This is a genomic window from Seonamhaeicola marinus (assembly GCF_008085455.1).
On record NZ_VSDQ01000577.1, the window covers coordinates 146,885 to 161,150 of the forward strand.

At 32.4% G+C, this 14,266-nt stretch carries 17 protein-coding genes; 9 read left to right on the forward strand and 8 right to left on the reverse strand.

Annotation, left to right across the window (positions count from 1 at the left end):
• The first annotated feature begins 37 nt into the window (after positions 1 to 37).
• From FUA24_RS09010 to FUA24_RS09050, 9 genes are all read left to right on the forward strand, one after another.
• On the forward strand, positions 38 to 994 hold the full coding sequence (locus FUA24_RS09010) for a phosphoribosyltransferase family protein (RefSeq protein WP_148541534.1): 957 nt from the start codon (positions 38 to 40) through the stop codon (positions 992 to 994).
• Between the two features lie 63 nt (positions 995 to 1,057).
• Entirely contained in the window at positions 1,058 to 2,248 is a 1,191-nt protein-coding gene (locus tag FUA24_RS09015; RefSeq protein ID WP_148541536.1) for a glycosyltransferase, read from the forward strand.
• 27 nt (positions 2,249 to 2,275) lie between these two features.
• The gene (locus FUA24_RS09020) at positions 2,276 to 3,331 is read left to right on the forward strand and encodes an acyltransferase family protein (RefSeq protein WP_148541538.1); all 1,056 of its coding nucleotides are present in this window, start codon (positions 2,276 to 2,278) and stop codon (positions 3,329 to 3,331) included.
• A 31-nt stretch (positions 3,332 to 3,362) separates the two neighbouring features.
• The gene (locus FUA24_RS09025) at positions 3,363 to 4,520 is read left to right on the forward strand and encodes a glycosyltransferase family 4 protein (protein WP_148541540.1); all 1,158 of its coding nucleotides are present in this window, start codon (positions 3,363 to 3,365) and stop codon (positions 4,518 to 4,520) included.
• Between the two features lie 4 nt (positions 4,521 to 4,524).
• Entirely contained in the window at positions 4,525 to 5,739 is a 1,215-nt protein-coding gene (locus FUA24_RS09030; protein ID WP_148541542.1) for a glycosyltransferase, read from the forward strand.
• The gene (locus tag FUA24_RS09035; protein ID WP_148541544.1) at positions 5,730 to 6,347 is read left to right on the forward strand and encodes an acyltransferase; all 618 of its coding nucleotides are present in this window, start codon (positions 5,730 to 5,732) and stop codon (positions 6,345 to 6,347) included. The genes FUA24_RS09030 and FUA24_RS09035 overlap by 10 nt, the downstream gene beginning before the upstream one ends.
• Positions 6,348 to 6,366: 19 nt before the next feature.
• Positions 6,367 to 7,557 carry a glycosyltransferase family 2 protein gene (locus FUA24_RS09040; protein WP_148541546.1) on the forward strand — a complete coding sequence of 397 codons (1,191 nt, stop codon included), beginning with the start codon at positions 6,367 to 6,369 and terminating at the stop codon, positions 7,555 to 7,557.
• A gap of 254 nt (positions 7,558 to 7,811) precedes the next feature.
• Positions 7,812 to 8,225 (forward strand): hypothetical protein, encoded by a 414-nt coding sequence (locus tag FUA24_RS09045; protein ID WP_148541548.1) that lies wholly within the window; start codon positions 7,812 to 7,814, stop codon positions 8,223 to 8,225.
• 253 nt (positions 8,226 to 8,478) lie between these two features.
• On the forward strand, positions 8,479 to 8,850 hold the full coding sequence (locus FUA24_RS09050) for an Hsp20/alpha crystallin family protein (RefSeq protein WP_148541550.1): 372 nt from the start codon (positions 8,479 to 8,481) through the stop codon (positions 8,848 to 8,850).
• A gap of 10 nt (positions 8,851 to 8,860) precedes the next feature.
• Here FUA24_RS09050 and moaA read toward each other — a convergent pair whose 3' ends face one another.
• The 8 genes from moaA to FUA24_RS09090 all read right to left on the reverse strand — a co-directional run.
• Positions 8,861 to 9,868 (reverse strand): GTP 3',8-cyclase MoaA, encoded by a 1,008-nt coding sequence (moaA, locus tag FUA24_RS09055; protein ID WP_148541552.1) that lies wholly within the window; start codon positions 9,866 to 9,868, stop codon positions 8,861 to 8,863.
• Between the two features lie 20 nt (positions 9,869 to 9,888).
• On the reverse strand, positions 9,889 to 10,800 hold the full coding sequence (gene moaCB / locus FUA24_RS09060) for a bifunctional molybdenum cofactor biosynthesis protein MoaC/MoaB (protein WP_148541554.1): 912 nt from the start codon (positions 10,798 to 10,800) through the stop codon (positions 9,889 to 9,891).
• Positions 10,801 to 10,848: 48 nt separating this feature from the next.
• Positions 10,849 to 11,196: a four helix bundle protein gene (locus tag FUA24_RS09065; protein WP_148541556.1), complete on the reverse strand. Its 348-nt coding sequence runs from the start codon at positions 11,194 to 11,196 to the stop codon at positions 10,849 to 10,851.
• A 26-nt stretch (positions 11,197 to 11,222) separates the two neighbouring features.
• Positions 11,223 to 11,666, reverse strand: a complete 444-nt coding sequence (locus FUA24_RS09070) for a molybdenum cofactor biosynthesis protein MoaE (RefSeq protein ID WP_148541558.1) — start codon at positions 11,664 to 11,666, stop codon at positions 11,223 to 11,225.
• Positions 11,667 to 11,717: 51 nt separating this feature from the next.
• Positions 11,718 to 12,818, reverse strand: coding sequence for a HesA/MoeB/ThiF family protein (moeB, locus tag FUA24_RS09075; protein WP_148541560.1), 1,101 nt, complete (start codon positions 12,816 to 12,818; stop codon positions 11,718 to 11,720).
• 3 nt (positions 12,819 to 12,821) lie between these two features.
• Positions 12,822 to 13,055 (reverse strand): MoaD/ThiS family protein, encoded by a 234-nt coding sequence (locus tag FUA24_RS09080; protein WP_148541562.1) that lies wholly within the window; start codon positions 13,053 to 13,055, stop codon positions 12,822 to 12,824.
• The gene (mobA, locus tag FUA24_RS09085; RefSeq protein WP_148541564.1) at positions 13,039 to 13,620 is read right to left on the reverse strand and encodes a molybdenum cofactor guanylyltransferase; all 582 of its coding nucleotides are present in this window, start codon (positions 13,618 to 13,620) and stop codon (positions 13,039 to 13,041) included. Before mobA ends, FUA24_RS09080 begins: the two co-directional genes overlap by 17 nt.
• Position 13,621: 1 nt before the next feature.
• Positions 13,622 to 14,266 (reverse strand): sulfite exporter TauE/SafE family protein (locus FUA24_RS09090; protein ID WP_246147005.1); only part of this gene is annotated, 645 nt, incomplete at its 5' end.

Sequence of the window (14,266 nt, forward strand, 5' to 3'; positions counted from 1 at the left end):
AATACACCCCAAATCATTAACCTTAAAACTTAATACTATGAATTACAGAAATATTAAAGATTTAAATAATACTATTCTTCAGGGATTAAGTATGCTCCCTAGAGATTTTGACCTAATTGTTGGAGTACCTAGAAGTGGTATGATGCCAGCAAATTTAATTGCCTTATATCTAAATAAACCCTATACAGATATAGACTCTTTTATTAATGGTCATATTTATAAAGCAGGTGCAAGAAGTCAGTTTTTTGAAGATTCAGACTGTAAAAAAGTTTTAGTCGTTGATGATAGCATCGCCTCTGGTTCGGCAATGAAGGAGTGCAAAGAAAAATTAAGTCACCTTGAAGAAAAATTTGATTTAAAATACTGTGCAATTTATACTATAGCTGGAAAAGAAAAAATGGTGGATTACTTTTTTGAAAATGTACCGTTACCTAGGTATTTTCAATGGAATATTTTAAACCATACCACGTTAGAAAAGGCTTGTTTTGATATTGATGGTGTTTTATGTGCAGACCCAACGCCAGAACAAAATGATGATGGAGAAAAGTATATAGATTTCATTTTAAATGCACCACCATTATTTATCCCGGGAAGTAAAATAGGTACAATAGTTACTTCTAGGTTAGAAAAATACAGAAAAGAAACAGAAACATGGTTAGCAGCAAACAATATTAAATATAATGATTTAATAATGTTAGACCTTCCAAACGCCGGGGCCAGACAACGTCTCAATAATCATGGTTCACATAAAGCAAAAGCTTATATGTCTAAACCTTATGTATTGTTTATTGAAAGTGAATTGGCTCAGGCTGTTGAAATTAACAGAATATCAAAGAAACCTGTTTTATGTACAGCAAATTTTGAAATGATATTTGAGGCAGAATCTTTTATGTACAACTTAAAGAGTGGTAAACACTTGCCATTTTTAAGAGAGGCAGCACTAAAAGTTAGAAATAGATTAAGACGAATAAAACATAGTTACCAGATGGGATAAGAAAATATTACCCCCTTAATTAACATCTTGCCCCAACCTATTTAACCCAAACACCCTTGTATTATGGCAGCATTCAATGTATTCCAAATTATACTTTTAAGCATATTTGCTTTAGCCACGTTATATATATTCATTTTTTCTATAGCCAGTGTTTTCTATAAACAGAAGAAATACTCAGAAAGCGCAAAAAAGAGAAAAATAGCAGTTTTAATACCAGGCTATAAGGAAGACGCTGTAATTGTAGATGTTGCTAAACAAGCATTAGAGCAAGATTACCCAGAGCAACTGTATGATGTTGTTATAATTGCTGATTCTTTTCAGGATAGTACATTAAAACAATTAAGAAACTTACCAATAAAAGTTATTGAGGTGAGCTTTGAAAAGAGTACAAAATCTAAGGCACTAAACAGTGCAATGGCACAGTTAAATGAGGATTACGATTTGGCAGTTGTTTTAGATGCAGATAATGTAATGGCTCATGATTTTCTAAGTAAAATAAATACTGCTTTTGAACAAGACTTTATTGCTGTACAAGGTCATAGAACCGCTAAAAATGTTAACAATTCATGGGCGGTACTCGATGCTGTAAGTGAAGAAATAAACAATAGTATTTTTAGAAAAGGGCATAGGGTACTGGGACTTTCATCGGCTATAATAGGTTCTGGAATGGCATTTAGGTATAGCTATTTTAAGAATTTAATGTCTACGGTTACGGCTGTTGGAGGATTCGACAAAGAAATTGAATTAAAAATGCTGAAAGAAGGTCGAAAGATAATGTATTTAGATGATGCAGTGGTTTATGATGAAAAAGTCCAAAAAGCCGAAGTTTTTGGTAACCAAAGAAGACGATGGCTTTCAGCTCAATTTCACTATTTCAGAAAAGACATTTTAAAGGCAACTAAAGCTTTATTTCTTAAGGGGAATATAGACTATTTTGATAAGGCCATTCAATTTATTCAACCACCAAGAATATTATTGCTAGGTGCTTTAGGAATATGTAGCATTATGTTTTTTGGGTTAAACTATTGGTTGCAAAACGAAGACCTATATAGTAACCTATGGATTTCAGTATTGGCTGCATGCGTCTTGTCATTTATAGTGTCAATCCCAAAAGCTTTTTATAACAAAAGAACCCTACTTGCTATGGCAAGTTTACCTAAGGGTATGTTTATGATGTTGTTATCTCTTTTAAGAATTAAAGGTGCTAATAAAACATTCATACACACGCAGCATACCACTATTACCAAAGAGTAAAATTATAAATCCCTAACACCAACCAAAATGAAAAAAAAGAGATTAGAAAAGCTTGAAGCAATTAGAGGTTTTGCAGCTTTATACGTTGTTCTATTTCATACGTTACCTCAGAAAATAGAGTTATTTGGAATTAATATAGGTTTGCTTTTTAGGTTCGGACCAGAAGCTGTAATTGTATTCTTTGTATTAAGTGGTTTCGTAATTAGATATACTTGGGAAAGATCAAAAGACAAATCTTTTAAATACTATTTCGTAAGGCGCTTTGTAAGGCTATACGTTCCGTTATTTTTTATTTTTCTAATGGGATATCTAATAAAATGTTATGCCGATGGGTCTTTGGCAAATCCAGATTGGCCTAACCTATTGGGGAATATTTTTATGCTACAAGATGTCATATCACAAAAGCCAAATGTAATAGCAGCCGCTTATATGGGTAACGGTGTACTTTGGTCGCTGTCTTATGAGTGGTGGTTTTACATGCTGTTCTTTGTTTTAGCAAAGTATATACCAGGAGATAAATTAAAGAAATGGGTAAATATTTTAGTTGTTATAGCTACAGTTTCCTATTTAATATATCCCTTTACAGTTAACAGATTAGCCATGTATTTTGCGATCTGGTGGATAGGTGTAAATTTTGCAGATATTTACTTAAATAAAGAAGCGTATTCCTTTAAAAATATTATGCCATATGCCTATGTTTTAGGAATAATTACTGCTTTGTTAGGGCTTAATTTATATTTAAATTTTTCTTACACCAAAGTATATTCATATCCCTTGGTAGCATATCCATTTGTAGAGTTAAGACACTTTGTATTCGCCATTATTGTAATGTTTGGGTCCATTGTATGGCATAACCTAAAGTGGATTGGTTTTGATGCACTTTTCGGTGTATTTAAGTATTTGGCACCATCATCTTATGTTATTTATATATCCCATCACTATATGGTAGTCGAAGCAACGTATTTAAGTTTTATTCCCAATAAAGTGTTGGAGTATGGGCTCTACATCATCATTATGATCGTGTTTTCATACCTACTTGAAGTGGTTATTTATAATAGAATTAGAAAAGTACTCATAAAATAGAAGTTTCAGTAGAACTCCAAAGAAGATAATTATGATAATAGGAATAGAAGGACAAAGGCTTTTCAGAAAGAAGAAACATGGAATGGACATGGTTGCTCTTGAGCTGATTAAAAATCTTCAAGACATAGATCATGAAAATCAATATTATGTTTTTGTTAAACCAGATGAGGATGATGAGGTTTTACAAGACACCTCAAACTTTAAAATTATAAGATTAGAAGGCGGTTCTTACCCACAGTGGGAACAAATAGCCTTACCAAAGGCAGCTAAGGAATATGGTTGTGAGGTATTGCACTGCACCAGTAATACAGCTCCCTTGTTTTTAGACATCCCTTTAATTACTACCCTTCATGATATCATTTATATGGAGAGTAGTTACATGAAAATATTACAAAGTTCAGCAACACCATATCAGAAATTTGGAAATGTATATAGAAAAATGGTAGTGCCTAAAGTGGTAAAAAACAGTGAAAAGATTATTACAGTTTCGCATTTTGAAAAGAACCGAATTGGTGAATTTTTTAGAATGAATGGAGATAATAGGCTAGAGGCTGTTTATAATGGTGTAAGTACTCATTTTAAGCTAGTAACAGATGTAGAAGAATTAAAACGTGTTAAAGCTTTATATAATCTACCAGAAAAGTACTTTTTCTTTTTAGGTAATACAGATCCTAAAAAGAACACAAAGGGTACATTAAAAGCGTTTTCAGATTTTCTTAAGCAAACAAAGTTAGATTATAAGCTGGTAATGTTAGATTATGATAAAAGCGAATTAGAGAAATTACTTGTTGAGATAGGAGACAAGGATTTAATCAACAAAATTATACTCACGGGTTATGTAATTAATACAGATTTACCTGCTATTTATGCCCAAAGTGAAATTTTCTTGTACCCATCTCTAAGAGAGAGTTTTGGAATTCCCATGTTAGAAGCTATGGGCTGTGGTGTCCCAGTAATAACATCTAATACGTCTTCAATGCCAGAGGTTGCCGCAGATGCTGCACATATAATAGATCCTTTTAAACCAGAAGAAATTACTCAAGGTATCATTAAAATTCTTGAGGATACAGACTATGCCAACATGTTAGTTGAAAAAGGAATAGAAAGAAGTAAAGTGTTTTCTTGGAAAAACATGGCAAAACAAGTTTTAGAATTATATAAAGAGATGTATAACCAAAAAAGCGCTTAATAGTATGATAAAAGGTAAAGACATTATTGTAGTTGGAATACAAGCTTGGGATATAGAAATAGGAAGTAATTGTAAAAATATAGCGCTAGAATTTGCAAAGCATAATAGAGTGCTATACGTAAATCCTCCTATGGATAGATCTACAGAACGAAGCCAGAAACACAAAGAAAAAATTCAGAAACGCATTAGAATAAAAAAGGGCTTGGAAAATGGCCTTGTAGAAATTGGAGATAATTTATGGAACCTTTACCCTAAAAAGGGCGTTGAGTCTATTAATTGGTTGCCAGTACATTCAATTTATAAACTATTAAATAAGCGAAATGCAAAACGTTTTGCTTCAGATATAAAGGCAGCAGCCCATGAATTAGGGTTTAAAGATTTTATTCTTTTTAATGATAGTTCAATGTTTTTAGGACTTCATCTTAAGGAGTTATTACAACCAAAAGTTTATGCCTACTATATGAGAGATTATCTCGTAAAAGTACCTTATTGGGGAAAACATGGCGAAAGAATTGAACCCAAAATAGTAAAGAAAGCCGATGTTGTTTTAACCAATTCCGAATTTTTTGAAGATATGTGTTCGCACATAAATAAACACAGTTATATGGTGGGGCAAGGGTGCGATGTATCTCTATTTGGTGATGAAGACAATTCAATAAAAATACCAGAAGAATTCAATGACATTCCAAAACCTGTTATTGGATATGTTGGGTCTTTAACCACTTTACGATTAGATATCAATTTAATTGAATATATAGCTTCAGAAAGAAAAGATTGGAGTGTGGTTCTCGTTGGACCAGAAGATGAGGATTTTAAAAACTCTAATCTTCATAATCTAGATAATGTTTATTTCTTAGGAAGAAAAGATGCTTCTGAGTTACCAAACTACGTAAAAGGGTTTGACGTTGCAATGAATCCGCAACTAACCAATAATTTAACCATAGGTAATTACCCAAGAAAAATAGATGAGTATTTGGCCATGGGAAAACCAACATTGGCCACAGAAACAAAGGCTATGCAAATGTTTAGTAAATATGTTTATTTGGCTTCATCAAAAGAAGAATATATAGAGTTAGCAGAAAAAGCATTAGAAAAGCATTCCGACGAGTTGGCTAAGGGAAGAGCAAAATTTGCCCAAAGCCATACTTGGGAGAACAATGTGAAAACCATTTACGATTCAATAATTAAAGCAACTAAAACCACAATAAAATGGGATTAAAAGAAAAAATCAAATCAAACGACAAGCTTAAAAAGCTAGTACATTGGTCTATTCTTATACCTAAACAAACTAGACCAAGACTTTGGATTAAATGGTTTGTTAATCCGTTTTATCACAAAAAAGGAAAAGGGGCTAGGGTAAGACCTAGAACTAGGATGGATGTTGTTCCATGGAATAAGTTTGAATTAGGAAGCGATTCTACTATCGAAGATTTCTCGGCAATAAATAATGGTGTTGGAGATGTAGTAATTGGAGATAGAACTAAAATAGGACTAAGTAACACCATTATAGGACCAGTAACTATAGGTAACGATATTCGCTTGGCGCAGAACATTACTGTGTCTGGTTTAAATCATGATTATCAAGATGTTCATCAGCCTATTCATGAGCAAGGCGTATCTACATCAGAAATTGTTTTAGAAGATAACTCATGGTTGGGCGCTAATGTGGTAGTAGTAGCTGGTGTAACTATTGGTAAACACTGTATAGTTGCAGCTGGAAGTGTTGTTACCAAAGATGTTCCTCCTTATTCAGTTGTTGTGGGTAATCCTGCAAGAGTAATAAAACAATATAATCAAGACACCAAAACTTGGGAAAAAGTAAAATAACCTAACCTACTTATGTATTATGGAAGCATTAAAAATTATTTTTTGGACATTATTATTTATCGTAGTCTATACCTATGTAGGTTATGGTATGTTATTATATCTAATAATTAAAATTAGGCGAATATTAAAGATTGGAAAAAAAGTAAAGGTTGATACGTCTTATGAACCAGAGGTAACTTTATTTATAGCCGCTTATAACGAAAAAGATTATGTTGAAGCTAAAATGAAAAACACCTTAGCCTTAGATTATCCTAAAGACAAGCTAAATGTAGTTTGGGTAACCGATGGGTCTGATGATGGTACTCCCGATTTAGTTAAGGGGTATCCTAATACCACAGTTCATCACTTAGATGCAAGAAATGGTAAAATTGGAGCCATGAATAGAGGTATGGAATTTGTAAAAACGCCTATCGTGATTTTCAGTGATGCCAATACCAATTTAGGAAAAGAATCTATACGCAGAATCGTAAACCTATTTAGTAACCCTAAAGTAGGCTGTGTTTCTGGTGAAAAGAGAATCACAGATAAAGAAAGCGACGTGGCTTCTGGAGCTGGAGAAGGTATTTACTGGAAATACGAATCTACTTTAAAGAAATGGGATGCAGAATTGTATTCTGTTGTTGGTGCTGCAGGTGAGCTGTTTGCAATTAGAACTGAGTTATATAGACACGTTGAGAAGGATACGTTATTAGATGATTTTATTATTTCATTACGTGTTGCCCAAGATGGATATACCATTCAGTATGACCCGGAGGCTTATGCTATTGAATCTGCTTCGGCCAATGTGAAAGAAGAATTAAAGCGAAAGATTAGAATTTCTGCTGGAGGTATTCAATCTGTGGTTAGATTAAGTGCTTTACTAAATGTATTTAAATATGGAACATTATCTTTTCAATATATATCGCATCGTGTTTTACGATGGACGCTAACACCGCTGTGTTTAATACTTTTAATACCCGTTTCTTCGGTTTTAGCTTTTAATGAAGGTATATTAGAGTTTGGGTTATATTCAGTGCTTTTCTGGTTACAAGTTTTGTTCTATGTAGGTGCATTATTTGGATGGTTACTAGAAAATATATCTATAAAAGTAAAGTTGTTGTTTGTGCCATACTATTTTTTCATAATGAATTTATCCGTTGTTTTAGGGTTTTTCAGATACATGAAAAAGACACAAACAGTTAATTGGGAAAGAGCGCAAAGAGCAACATAAATAACTACACAAAATTTAGTTTAGAATAGTAAATTTATAAATCAATAGAAGCATGTCTTTTTAGAGACATGCTTTTTTTTGAATTGACAAATTTTCCTTCAATTTTATGAATTATTCTCTATAAATTGGATATATAATCCGTTTAATTGAATAAAAATACCATTCGTCTACACTAAAACTTCATTCGTCTATAACTGGCTCCAAAAGCATTATTTAAGTTTTAAATTTGAGTATAACTTCAAAATCTACTTATTATGGGGGCTAATAGAAACTTAAGTACACATGAGCAGAGTATTGCAATAGAAATAAAAGGCTATTTATCAAATCTGGAATTTGATTTTGTGGATAATGATCTATTGGAAGACATAAAAGAGTTCTTTAAAGATAAATATGCAAAAAATGCTACGACTAACTCGGATAACGTCGAGGAAGATACTATGGAAGATGAAGAGGACGTCAGCCACGAAGCTCAAGTTAGTTTCCTAATAGACCACGGAATTAAAATAAAAAATAACATCAAAGATTTAAAAAGCGATTACATTGCTCAAAACTTTTATAAGGTAGAGTTCTATGGTGTTCAGTATTATTTAAGGATTAAAGATTACGGTACTGAGCAAAATGTATATAACTTTTTAATTGATAAACATATTGTTAGTGTTGCTGCTTAATTATATTACCTAATATAATTATTTCTGGTTTTTTCTGTTTGCTACTAAATCATTGCCCTAAGCGTTGGTTTTATAGTGAACAGAATTTTTTTGTAAAACCCCGAAATTTTGTGGGATTTTTTTTGCTTGATAAAACAAAATAACTTATATTTAGTCTGACCTTCAAATGAATAAGATATAGATGAACTAAACACTATTTCTATTTTATTTTGTGAGTACCGTTAACAAAAAAAACATTATTCCCTAGCTTATTATGACTTCATTATCCGCTTTATCCTCTTTACGGCTTAAAGAGAGTAAAAGTTCAATTGTTTTTAAAGCCAATGACAAAACTAAATTAGACAAGAAAGAACTTAAAATTAACGAAACAGAATTGGGCTATCATTATGAAATGGTAGTACCGGGTTATTTAAAAGAAGACTTTAGATTTTATATTAGTAGTAGTAATCTTGTTGTTACTACGCAAAAAGAAAAGTCTAAGGATGGAAAAGAAAAGCGATCGTATTGTTATCCTTCTGCTTTATTTAGAGTAGAAATACCTTTACCAGAAAAACCTATTGAAAACAAAATTACTGTAGAATACAGAAACAAAATTTTGAATTTTTCTTTGTACAAAAAAGAATAACACAATAGGTTTAACCACCGATAGTTATCATACTACGGTTTTTACCATGTAATTGCGGTTTTTGCAGTTTTTCTAAAGTATTCATTCCACCGCGTACTTTAAATTTTGCAAGAACTGCTTTTTTTATGATAGGTTCTATAGGTTCTCCTTGACGTAATGTTGTAAGTAAATCTGATTCTGATGATGAAAACAGACAGTTTTTTATCTTGCCATTTGCCGTTAAGCGCAGTCTATTACAAGAATCACAAAACGGATTAGTAACAGAGCTTATAATCGCAAAACTACCTTTATAGCCTTTTATTTTGTAGTTTTTTGATGTGTCGTTAGGGGCATCTTGTAAACGTTCAATAGAGCTCTCCTTAAAATGAGATTTTACTTTGTTCATGATATCTTTATAAGAGACCATTTTACTTAAATCCCATTTATTACCATCAAAAGGCATAAATTCTATAAATCGTATTGAAACAGGTATATCTTTGGTAAATTCAATAAAATCAATTATTTCATTTTCGTTAAACCCCTTCATTAAAACGGCATTTACCTTAACCGTAAATCCTTCTTTAACTAAAAGTAAAATGTTATTATAAACCTTATCAAACTGATTCCTAAGTGTAATTTGCGTGAATTTCTCTTTACTTAAAGAATCTAGACTTACATTTATTTTTTTGATGCCATTTGATTTTAAAACATCAATAAACTTATCTATAATAACGGCGTTAGAGGTAATGGATAGTTCCACAGGTAACGAAGCAAGTTTTTCAAGAATAACAGGGATATCTTTACGTACAAAAGGCTCGCCACCAGTTAGTCTTATTTTGGTTACACCATTATCAACAAAAGTTTTAGCTATATCATAAACTTCTTCATAGCTCATTATATGACTTTTAGGAGATAGTTGAACGCCTTCTGCTGGCATACAGTAAGAACATCTTAGATTACATCTTTCTGTTAATGAAATACGCAAGTAAGTGTGTTCTCTACCAAATTTGTCTTTTAAAATTTCTGAATCTCTCATCATTTTATATTATCTAATAACAACTAATCGTGTCTGGCAGCTTTTAAAATTCTAAAAACATGCAGTACAGAAGGGAAAATAGCATCCATAGATTCTTTTGCTCCGTTTGTGGATCCTGGTAACGCTAAGATAAGGGTGTTTTTAATTGTACCCGCTACACTTCGTGATAGCATAGAATACGGTGTTCTGTCTTGCCCATAATTTCTAATAGCTTCTTCAATTCCTGGAATTCGACGGTCTAACATTGGAATAAGTGCTTCTGGTGTTACATCTCTACCAGACAGTCCTGTACCTCCTGTATAAATAATTATATCTATGCCTTGTGCTTGATAAGCTTTGGCTTTATTTTGAATGATATCTTCTTCGTCTGGGATGATGACGTATTCAGAAATTGAAACACCACTGGTTTTTAGTTTTTCAATGATTGTCTTACCTGCTTTATCTTCCTTATTTCCCGCAGAAATAGTATCACTACAAACCACTACAGCTGCTGTTAAATCTTTTCTGAACTTATCTTTATAATCTGATTTTCCACCTTTCTTTTTAAGAAGCTTTATGGCATGTATTTCAATACCCTTATCAATGGGTTTTAGCATGTCATACATATTTAATGCTACCACGCTAGCACCATGCATAGCTTCTACTTCAACTCCCGTTTTATAAATGGTTTTAACAGTAAAAAGAACCTTTATTTCTAGTCCGTTAATTTCATAATCTACTCCAGTAAATTCAATAGGTAAGGGATGACAATCTGGTAGAATATCTGGTGTGCGCTTTACACCTAATAACCCAGCAGCTTTACTCATGGCTAATACATTACCTTTAGGAACAGTGTCGTTCTTAATGGCTTCAATGGTCTCGGGTTTACTGACTACAACTATAGCTTGGGCTACTGCAGTTCTTAGTGTTGTGTTTTTATGTGTAATATCTACCATTTTTTCGGATTGATTATTTATTATTTAAAATTGATTATTTAAAATTGATTATTTCTTACTTGCTGTCTTTCTTGAAGCCATAAAGATTGCCGTTAATTCACTAGATTCTTTTAAAAGAAATTCTATTTTATTCTTTGGAATTAAACTTTCATCTAAAGCAAATTCAAGCCAGAAATTAGATTCATCAACTTCTTCAATAACAATGCTTATTTTGGAAATGAAACTAGGCTTAGATTGTGCTATACAAGTAGCTCTGTAATTTGCGGCTACTGATGTAGAGCATCTAATTAACTGTCCTTTTATGTGATTAGCTAAATAATTACTTGGAAACAATCCGGTGATTTTAATACAATTATGAGCAAAAGTTTTGGTTCTTTTTTTTAATTCCTCCTTCATAATAATAAATAGTAATTAGTCAATAATCAATTGTTAACCTTCCATTGATGTGTTTCATCCTCAAAAACCTCTTTTCCAAATACAGGGACCTCTGCTTTAATCGCCTCAACTACATATTCTAAAGCTTTAAAAACAACTTTTCGTCTTGGTGATGATACAAAAACAAATAAACAAATTTCACCAGCTTTAACAGTCCCCAAACTATGGTAAATGTGCATACAGGTTAAATCAAATTTTTTAAAAGCAGCTTCTCTAATGTCATTAAATTTTTGGTTTGCCATATCTTCATAAGCTGTATATTCTATAGCAGAAACAGTCTTACCATCAATTTCATCAGCTCTTACTTGTCCTAGGAAAATATTATGAGCACCAATACTTGTTTTAGTCTGATGCTTGTATATGGAATTCCCTATGAAATCTGAAGAAATAGCCCCTTCTATAAATACGCTTTTTAGTTTTTTACCTTTCATTTTATTAGTTTTTGTCATTGCGAGGTACGAAGCAATCTCTTTTTTATTAGATTACCTCTGTTGTTTCTCTGGTGTAATGACGTTGTGTTCTTTTAAATAATGTTGTATTTCTATAGCACCTTCTTGAATACTATAGCAGTTTGAAATTTCTTGTGCTTTCAGAAAATCAATGGCCTTTTTACTTCTTATTCCTGATTGACAAAAAAAGTACTTTTCTTTATCGTTATGTAATTTATCTAAGTTGCTTTGTAACGAGCTTAGAGGAATATATTCAATATGCAAGCCTTCTAATTTTGGTTGTTCATGAGCTTCTCTTACATCAATCAATTGGATGTTATCTTTCGCTATGATATGTTCTATTGAAACTAATTCGCTGGTTTCACAATTAATATTTAGAATCCTTTCCTTAAAATTAAACTGAGTGTTTAAAACTTCATTTATAATAGTGTTATTCCTATTAATTTTTAAAGTTGAAGTTTGATTAGAAAGCGCGTTATAGCAAAGCAGTTTACCAGATAATACATCGCCAACTCCTAATATGAGCTTAATAATTTCATTGGCTTGCATACTGCCAATAATTCCAGGAAGAACACCCAAAACCCCAATCTCAGAACAGTTAGGTACGGCATCTTTTTGTGGCGGGTTAGGAAACAGGCACCTATAACTTGGTCCGTTTTGGTAATTAAATACAGATACTTGACCTTCAAATTTGTAAATAGCTCCAAACACCAATGGCTTATTAGTAATCATACAGGCATCATTAACTAAATAGCGGGTTTCAAAATTATCTGACCCGTCCACAATAATATCGTATTGATCAAACAACTCAAGCGCATTCTGATAGGTTAATGCCTCAGCGTACGCATTAATCTTAATATCCGAATTTAAATCTTGGAGCCTATTTTTTGCTGCAATAGCTTTATTCTCCCCTAAAGAAGATGTGCCAAACAATACTTGACGTTGAAGGTTAGATAATTCAACCTTATCAAAATCTATAATACCAAGTGTTCCAACACCAGCAGCACTTAGGTATTGAAGTATGGGGCAACCCAAACCACCAGCACCAATAACTAATACCTTGGCTTTGGAGATGTTATCTTGCCCTGCTTTACCAATTTCTGATAAAATAATATGTCTATTATATCTACTCATATTTTATCCTCCAGAAAAAGGTGGTAATAATGCTATTTCCAATCCCGTTAATTCGGTATCTAAAGTCACTAATTCTTGATTTTGAGCTATCTGAAAATCCTTAAGTTGTAGTTGATCATATTTCTTATTTAGTACATCTAATAAATCAGAAACTTGTCCGCTATTAATCTCCACAACTTCTTCTTGTGTATTAGTCACATCAACTATTTGTCCAAAATACTTAACCGTTATATTCATTTTCAATAGTTTTTAATTCTTCTTTAGTGTTCACATTCATCGTTGCGCTATGATCACTGTTTAAAATAATATTTTTCGTTTTGCAAGTATTTAAAACACGCCTTAAGCGTCTTTCATCATTTTGCAAAGCTTCCAGAAAAACATGAGTACATTGCTTTTTGTAAAGCGCTATTAAAGGCATTGTTTTACCATTGCTTTCAATCTGAATAACATCGGTAGAGGCATCAATTCCATCAATCAACCTTTTAAGAACTTCGGTTTTTATTAAAGGAATATCACAACTTAAGATCAAATTATATTCGGTTTTTGAAGCTTTTAATCCGGTATAAATACCAGCAACAGGTCCGGCATCCTTTATGTCGTCTTCTATTCTTTTGTAACCAAAAGCATCATAATCTTTGTTATCAGAAACTATTAAAATATCAGTAACTAAAGGTCTAAGAGCATTAAGGCTATATTCAACAAAGTTGAGGTTGTTAAACTTAACAAATCCCTTATCCGTGCCCATTCTAGAGCTTTTTCCCCCAGCAAGAATAATACCTGTTATGTGTTTTTTATCAGTCATATCAAGTAAACATTAATTTGGCACATGCAATTATTAACACAAAAGCCAAGATGTATCTTAAGTTGGTATTGTTTATTTTTTTACTTCCATAGTAGCCACCCAAAACACCACCAATTAACGCAACAGCAACCAAAATAAAAGATTCCTTTTCTAGAACCACACCACTACTTAGTTGGCCTATTAATCCTGCAGCAGAGTTTACCCAGATAAAGAGTGCGGATACAGCGGCAGCTTCTTTCATTTTACCCCAATGCAATAATAAAATCACCGGACTTAAAATAATACCTCCGCCAATTCCAATTAAACCAGAAAAGAACCCAATAATACCTCCAACTACAAGTCCCTGCCACAGTTTTACTTGCTTAATAGATTCACTTTCTTTACCAAATACATTTAGCATTTTTAAAATGGCGAATACTAAAAGTACAGCGAGTATTTTCTTGTAAATTGATGCATCAACTTCTATACGTCCGCCTAAGAAGGCCAAAGGAATAGATGCTAAGGCAAAAGCAATAAATAGCTTCTTATTAAAGTATCCCTCCTTGTAGTAATAGTAAAAAGACATACCCGCTACAAATAGATTAAGTAGTAAAGCTGTAGGTTTCATTGTTTCTGGAGCAAATGAAAAAATGGCCATTAATTTTTT

Excerpts from the sequence above, each read along its gene's own strand:
- FUA24_RS09030 (WP_148541542.1), top strand. The coding sequence starts at position 4,525 with ATGATAAAAGGTAAAGACATTATTGTAGTTGGAATACAAGCTTGGGAT.
- FUA24_RS09025 (WP_148541540.1), top strand. The coding sequence starts at position 3,363 with ATGATAATAGGAATAGAAGGACAAAGGCTTTTCAGAAAGAAGAAACAT.
- moaA (WP_148541552.1), bottom strand. The coding sequence starts at position 9,868 with ATGATGAGAGATTCAGAAATTTTAAAAGACAAATTTGGTAGAGAACAC.
- FUA24_RS09040 (WP_148541546.1), top strand. The coding sequence starts at position 6,367 with ATGGAAGCATTAAAAATTATTTTTTGGACATTATTATTTATCGTAGTC.
- FUA24_RS09020 (WP_148541538.1), top strand. The coding sequence starts at position 2,276 with ATGAAAAAAAAGAGATTAGAAAAGCTTGAAGCAATTAGAGGTTTTGCA.
- FUA24_RS09035 (WP_148541544.1), top strand. The coding sequence starts at position 5,730 with ATGGGATTAAAAGAAAAAATCAAATCAAACGACAAGCTTAAAAAGCTA.
- moeB (WP_148541560.1), bottom strand. The coding sequence starts at position 12,818 with ATGAGTAGATATAATAGACATATTATTTTATCAGAAATTGGTAAAGCA.
- FUA24_RS09045 (WP_148541548.1), top strand. The coding sequence starts at position 7,812 with ATGGGGGCTAATAGAAACTTAAGTACACATGAGCAGAGTATTGCAATA.
- FUA24_RS09070 (WP_148541558.1), bottom strand. The coding sequence starts at position 11,666 with ATGAAAGGTAAAAAACTAAAAAGCGTATTTATAGAAGGGGCTATTTCT.
- FUA24_RS09080 (WP_148541562.1), bottom strand. The coding sequence starts at position 13,055 with ATGAATATAACGGTTAAGTATTTTGGACAAATAGTTGATGTGACTAAT.
- FUA24_RS09065 (WP_148541556.1), bottom strand. The coding sequence starts at position 11,196 with ATGAAGGAGGAATTAAAAAAAAGAACCAAAACTTTTGCTCATAATTGT.
- FUA24_RS09010 (WP_148541534.1), top strand. The coding sequence starts at position 38 with ATGAATTACAGAAATATTAAAGATTTAAATAATACTATTCTTCAGGGA.
- moaCB (WP_148541554.1), bottom strand. The coding sequence starts at position 10,800 with ATGGTAGATATTACACATAAAAACACAACACTAAGAACTGCAGTAGCC.
- FUA24_RS09050 (WP_148541550.1), top strand. The coding sequence starts at position 8,479 with ATGACTTCATTATCCGCTTTATCCTCTTTACGGCTTAAAGAGAGTAAA.
- mobA (WP_148541564.1), bottom strand. The coding sequence starts at position 13,620 with ATGACTGATAAAAAACACATAACAGGTATTATTCTTGCTGGGGGAAAA.
- FUA24_RS09015 (WP_148541536.1), top strand. The coding sequence starts at position 1,058 with ATGGCAGCATTCAATGTATTCCAAATTATACTTTTAAGCATATTTGCT.